Source organism: Neisseria sp. P0021.S005 (assembly GCF_051956955.1).
This window is the reverse complement of record NZ_JBQCWY010000186.1, coordinates 1-5,298: the sequence shown is the minus strand read 5'-3', so window position 1 is coordinate 5,298 and position 5,298 is coordinate 1. Positions and strand designations below refer to the sequence as shown.

The 5,298-nt window shown below is 48.7% G+C and carries 6 protein-coding genes; 4 read left to right on the top strand and 2 right to left on the bottom strand.

All coding sequences use genetic code 11. The annotated features are described in order from the left end of the window. From ppsA to ACTHUE_RS10520, 4 genes are all read left to right on the top strand, one after another. Positions 1–2,279 (top strand): phosphoenolpyruvate synthase (gene ppsA / locus ACTHUE_RS10535; protein ID WP_440423428.1); only part of this gene is annotated, 2,279 nt, incomplete at its 5' end. 270 nt (positions 2,280–2,549) lie between these two features. Further along, positions 2,550–3,254 (top strand): murein hydrolase activator EnvC family protein, encoded by a 705-nt coding sequence (locus ACTHUE_RS10530; RefSeq protein ID WP_107696949.1) that lies wholly within the window; start codon positions 2,550–2,552, stop codon positions 3,252–3,254. Positions 3,255–3,424: 170 nt separating this feature from the next. Further along, complete coding sequence (locus tag ACTHUE_RS10525; protein WP_225905467.1) at positions 3,425–3,760, top strand: hypothetical protein; 336 nt, start codon at positions 3,425–3,427, stop codon at positions 3,758–3,760. Positions 3,761–3,906: 146 nt separating this feature from the next. Then, entirely contained in the window at positions 3,907–4,089 is a 183-nt protein-coding gene (locus ACTHUE_RS10520) for a hypothetical protein (RefSeq protein WP_219089733.1), read from the top strand. 60 nt (positions 4,090–4,149) lie between these two features. Here ACTHUE_RS10520 and ACTHUE_RS10515 read toward each other — a convergent pair whose 3' ends face one another. Then, a complete protein-coding gene (locus ACTHUE_RS10515) occupies positions 4,150–4,344 on the bottom strand; it encodes a YbdD/YjiX family protein (RefSeq protein ID WP_049343946.1) in 195 nt (64 codons plus the stop codon). Next, positions 4,334–5,298: carbon starvation CstA family protein (locus tag ACTHUE_RS10510; RefSeq protein WP_440423425.1), on the bottom strand; the 965-nt coding region annotated here is incomplete at its 5' end. The genes ACTHUE_RS10510 and ACTHUE_RS10515, both read right to left, overlap by 11 nt.

The following is a 5,298-nucleotide window of genomic DNA, read 5'->3' as shown; positions in this document are numbered from 1 at the left end:
AAAAAGGCGTGCGCGTTCCCGGCGGTTTTGCAACCACAGCCGAAGCTTATCGTGCTTTCCTGGCTCACAATGGTCTGAGCGAGCGTATTTCCGAAGCCCTGAAACAACTGGATGTTGAAGACGTTGCCGAGTTGGGGCGCGTGGGTAAAGAAATCCGTCAATGGATTTTGGATACTCCGTTCCCTGAGCAGCTGGATGCTGAAATCGAAACAGCTTGGAACAAAATGGTTGCCGATGCCGGCGGTGCGGATATCTCCGTTGCCGTACGTTCTTCCGCAACAGCAGAAGACTTGCCGGACGCTTCTTTTGCCGGCCAACAAGAAACCTTCCTGAACATCAACGGCTTGGATAACGTTAAAGAAGCGATGCACCATGTATTCGCTTCCCTGTATAACGACCGTGCCATTTCTTACCGTGTCCACAAAGGCTTCGAGCACGACATCGTTGCCCTTTCTGCCGGCGTACAACGCATGGTGCGCTCTGACAGCGGTGCCTCCGGTGTGATGTTTACCATCGATACCGAATCCGGTTACGACCAAGTCGTTTTCGTTACCTCTTCTTACGGTCTGGGCGAAAACGTCGTACAAGGCGCGGTAAACCCTGACGAATTCTATGTATTCAAACCTACTTTGAAAGCAGGCAAACCGGCTATCCTGCGCAAAACCATGGGTTCGAAACAAATCAAAATGATCTTTACCGACAAAGCCGAAGCCGGTAAATCTGTAACCAACGTTGATGTACCTGAAGAAGACCGTCAATGCTTCTCCATTACCGACGCCGAAGTAACCGAGTTGGCTCATTACGCGCTGACCATCGAAAAACACTACGGCCGCCCAATGGACATCGAATGGGGCCGTGACGGCTTGGATGGCAAACTCTACATCCTGCAAGCACGCCCTGAAACTGTAAAATCTCAAGAAGACGGCAGCCGCAACCTGCGCCGCTTCTCTATCAACGGCGAAAAAGTTGTCTTGTGCGAAGGTCGTGCCATCGGTCAAAAAGTTGGCCAAGGTAAAGTTCGCTTGGTGAAAGATGCTTCCGAGATGGATTCCGTTGAAGCAGGCGACGTACTCGTTACCGACATGACCGACCCGGATTGGGAACCGGTAATGAAACGTGCTTCCGCCATCGTGACCAACCGTGGCGGCCGTACCTGCCACGCAGCGATTATCGCGCGTGAATTGGGTATTCCGGCTGTTGTAGGTTGTGGCGACGCTACCGATCTGCTGTCCGAAGGCCAAGAAGTTACCGTATCTTGTGCCGAAGGCGATACCGGCTTCATCTACTCCGGCCTGCTGGACGTACAAATTACCGATGTTGCTTTGGACAACATGCCTAAAGCCCCTGTCAAAGTGATGATGAACGTTGGTAACCCTGAATTGGCATTCAGCTTCGCCAACCTGCCTAGCGAAGGTATCGGCTTGGCGCGTATGGAATTCATCATCAACCGTCAAATCGGTATCCACCCTAAAGCCTTGTTGGAATTTGACAAACAAGACAATGAGTTGAAAGCGGAAATTACCCGCCGCATCGCCGGCTATGCCTCTCCTGTCGACTTCTATGTCGATAAAATCGCAGAAGGTGTGGCAACTTTGGCTGCTTCGGTTTATCCACGCAAAACCATCGTCCGTATGTCTGACTTCAAATCCAACGAGTACGCTAACTTGGTGGGTGGCAGCATCTACGAACCACACGAAGAAAACCCAATGTTGGGCTTCCGTGGTGCAGCGCGTTATGTAGCCGATAACTTCAAAGACTGCTTCGCACTCGAGTGTAAAGCCTTGAAACGCGTTCGCGATGAAATGGGCTTGACCAACGTCGAAATCATGATTCCATTCGTTCGTACTTTGGGTGAAGCGGAAGCTGTTGTTAAAGCCCTGAAAGAAAACGGTTTGGAACGCGGCAAAAACGGCCTGCGCCTGATCATGATGTGCGAGTTGCCAAGCAACGCTGTATTGGCAGAACAATTCCTGCAATACTTCGACGGCTTCTCCATCGGCTCTAACGACATGACCCAGCTGACCCTCGGCCTCGACCGTGACAGCGGTTTGGTATCCGACTCCTTCGACGAGCGCAACCCTGCCGTTAAAGTGATGTTGCACTTGGCAATCTCTGCTTGCCGCAAACAAAACAAATACGTCGGTATTTGCGGTCAAGGTCCATCAGACCATCCGGACTTTGCCAAATGGCTGGTTGAAGAAGGTATCGAGAGCGTATCGCTCAACCCTGATACCGTCATTGAAACCTGGCTGTATCTGGCTAACGAATTGAACAAATAAGTTCAATAAGACAAAAATCCCCTGCCCGTTTATCCCGGCAGGGGATTTTTATTGCCTTATTCAATACCGTCTGAAAAAACTTTCACTTTCTTTTACCTTACTAAAAAAATCCTTTATCATCAAAATGATAAAAAAATATGCCGATATATCTACAAATTTTCAATGTTAATATACTGCCTTTCTGTATTTTACCCCATGCCTTTTGAGTGAACCTTTTTTCACTCTTCCCATCTATCATACATAGCATAACGATACATTTTGAAATAATCCATGAATACAAACTTTATTTCCACCTTTCAGACGGCCTTGAAACGTCTGGCACTTATTAGCACCATTGCCGTCTTAGCAGCCTGCGCCGGCAACAATACCTCTTCCAACCGTGCCGTACCTGACGGCTACTACAAAGTCCGTCCCGGCGATACCCTGACCCAAATCGCCAAACGCTACGGACAAAACGTCAATACACTGGTTGCATGGAATAACCTTCACAACGCCTCACAAATTGAAGTCGGCCAAATATTGCGCGTCCGCCGTCATGTTGCCTCCCGCAATACTGCTACGCAGCAACGCCAAGCAACCGCCGTTACCCCGATCAACCGATTGAACCTGCAATGGCCGACCGATAACGCTTCATCCTCCATTATCCAACGCTACAACGGCACCACCAGCAAAGGCATAGATATTGCAGGCACACAAGGCCAACAAATCCGCTCTGCCGCAGCCGGTACCGTCATCTACGTTGGCGAAGAAGTCCGCGGTTACGGCAAGCTGATTTTGATCAGCCACAATGAATACACCATTACCGCCTACGCCCACAACGACACACTTTTTGTACAAAAAGATCAAAAAGTCCAAGCAGGCCAAGTTATCGCTACCATGGGCAGCAGCGATTCAGACAGCGTCAAGCTTCATTTTGAAGTTCGTCTCAACGGCAAAGCAGTCGATCCCCTGCCTTATTTGACCAGAACAAATTAATGCCCCAATCAAAAGGCCGTCTGAATAGCAGTATTTCAGACGGCCTTTTGATTATCTTGCTATAACAGCTATTTCAACAAAATCTTTTCCTATTTAACTTATGTTGATTGAGTGTAAATGCCGTTATACAATAACAACTCTTTTTAACATTCCATTTCAGGTACCCTACTATGTCTCCTAACCGTATCCTTGCAACCGCATTCTTGTTTGCATCTGCATTTGCCAGCGCAGATGTCCATATTGATGAAAACATTCCTTACCGCGATGAAGAAGAAATCGATACCCGTATTGTTTCCGAGTGTTTAGAAGTGGGCGGCATCATGTCCAAATCTTTGCAAGAAACTGCAGCCAAAAGCGATGTAACGGTTGTCCGTGACGGTAAAAAACAAGGCACATACGCAGATATCGCCATTACTTCGGCCATGAGTGCAGGCAATGCCTTTATCGGCCACGCCAAAGGTATGGCTGTTTCAGCCACTTTGTATGAGACCTTTGCAATAACATAAGTTATTAAAATTTTATGCTCAACACCATTTTCAAAATGAGGAACCTCCCTGATTTCTTCCACTTTTTCTCAATATCAGAAAGGTTTTAGTCGATTGAAAATTTTTTAGCACATTTTTATGCGTCAAATTTCGTTAACAGACTATTTTTGCAAAGGTCTCAGGTTGACGGCAAACAAGTTGGCAAAAAAACCTTTACCCGCAATTCTTCCGGCGGTATGTTTGGCGCTTATAAAAGCTCTTGTGCCGTCTTGAACCGTACTTCCAAAGTATTGGGTTCTGACATTGCCCAATGGGTTGTCCGCGAACAAAAAAACGCTCAAGATAAATAATTTATCGAACTAAAAAGGCCGTCTGAAAGTATTTTCAGACGGCCTTTTTTCATGCCTTCATTAACAACAGCGTCCGCCGTTGCTACCGCAACGGCGTTTGCGGCAGTAGTCTTGGAATTGCAGCTCGGTCATGACCGGCGCATTGGGATTATGTTTGCGCTGGCGGGCAACGTAGTTTTCATAATCTGGGACACCGGCCATCAAGTTTGCTGTCAACTTGATGGTTTTCCACCAAGATGCGAGCTTATGCTTCATGCTGAGCCTCCGGCTGCTTACCGTCGCGGTACACTGCTGGAATTTCTTTAGCAGTTGGCCAGCCGACTTTGCGGGCTTTCATGGCGGTACGGAAACCGTACACGGCGACAATCACGACAACTGCCAAGAACAAAGCGGTCAGACCGGCATTGATTTGGTCGTTGAAGATGATTTGTGACATTTCGCCAATGTCTTTAGCAGGAGCAAGGACTTCGCCTGAAGCCAAGGCATCGCGGTATTTGCCTGCGTGAGCCAAGAAGCTGACGCGCGGGTCGCTGTGGAATAGTTTTTGCAAACCGGCATAGCAGGTTACAAACAATACGCCGAAAGCAGGAACCAAGGTTACCCAAACATAGCGGTCACGTTTCATTTTCACTAATACGACGGTACACATAATCAACGCTACGCCTGCAAGCATTTGGTTGGCGATACCGAACAACGGCCAGAGCGAGTTGATACCACCTAGAGGGTCGGTTACGCCGGTATAGAGGAAGTAACCCCACAATGCCACTGCAAAGAATGTGGCAACCAAGTTGGCAGGGATAGAGTCGGTGTTACCGAATGGTTTGTAGAAGATACTGCCCAAGTCTTGAATCATGAAACGGGCAACGCGTGTACCGGCGTCAACCGCGGTCAAGATGAACAAGGCTTCAAACAGCAAGGCAAAGTGATACCAGAACGCCATCATGGCTTCGCCCGGAATCAGACGGCTCATAATGTGTGCCATACCGACTGCGAGGGTTGGCGCACCGCCTGCACGAGACAGAATGGTGTTTTCGCCCACTTCTTTAGCAGTGTGCAACAAGGTTGCGGCATCAACAGGGAAGTTCAGTTTAGTGGTGATGACTTCGGCAGCTGTGTTGGCATCTGTACCAATCAGCGCGGCCGGGCTGTTCATCGCAAAGTACACGCCTGGCTCAAGCGAAGCGGCGGCAGCCAGCGCCATAATAGCCA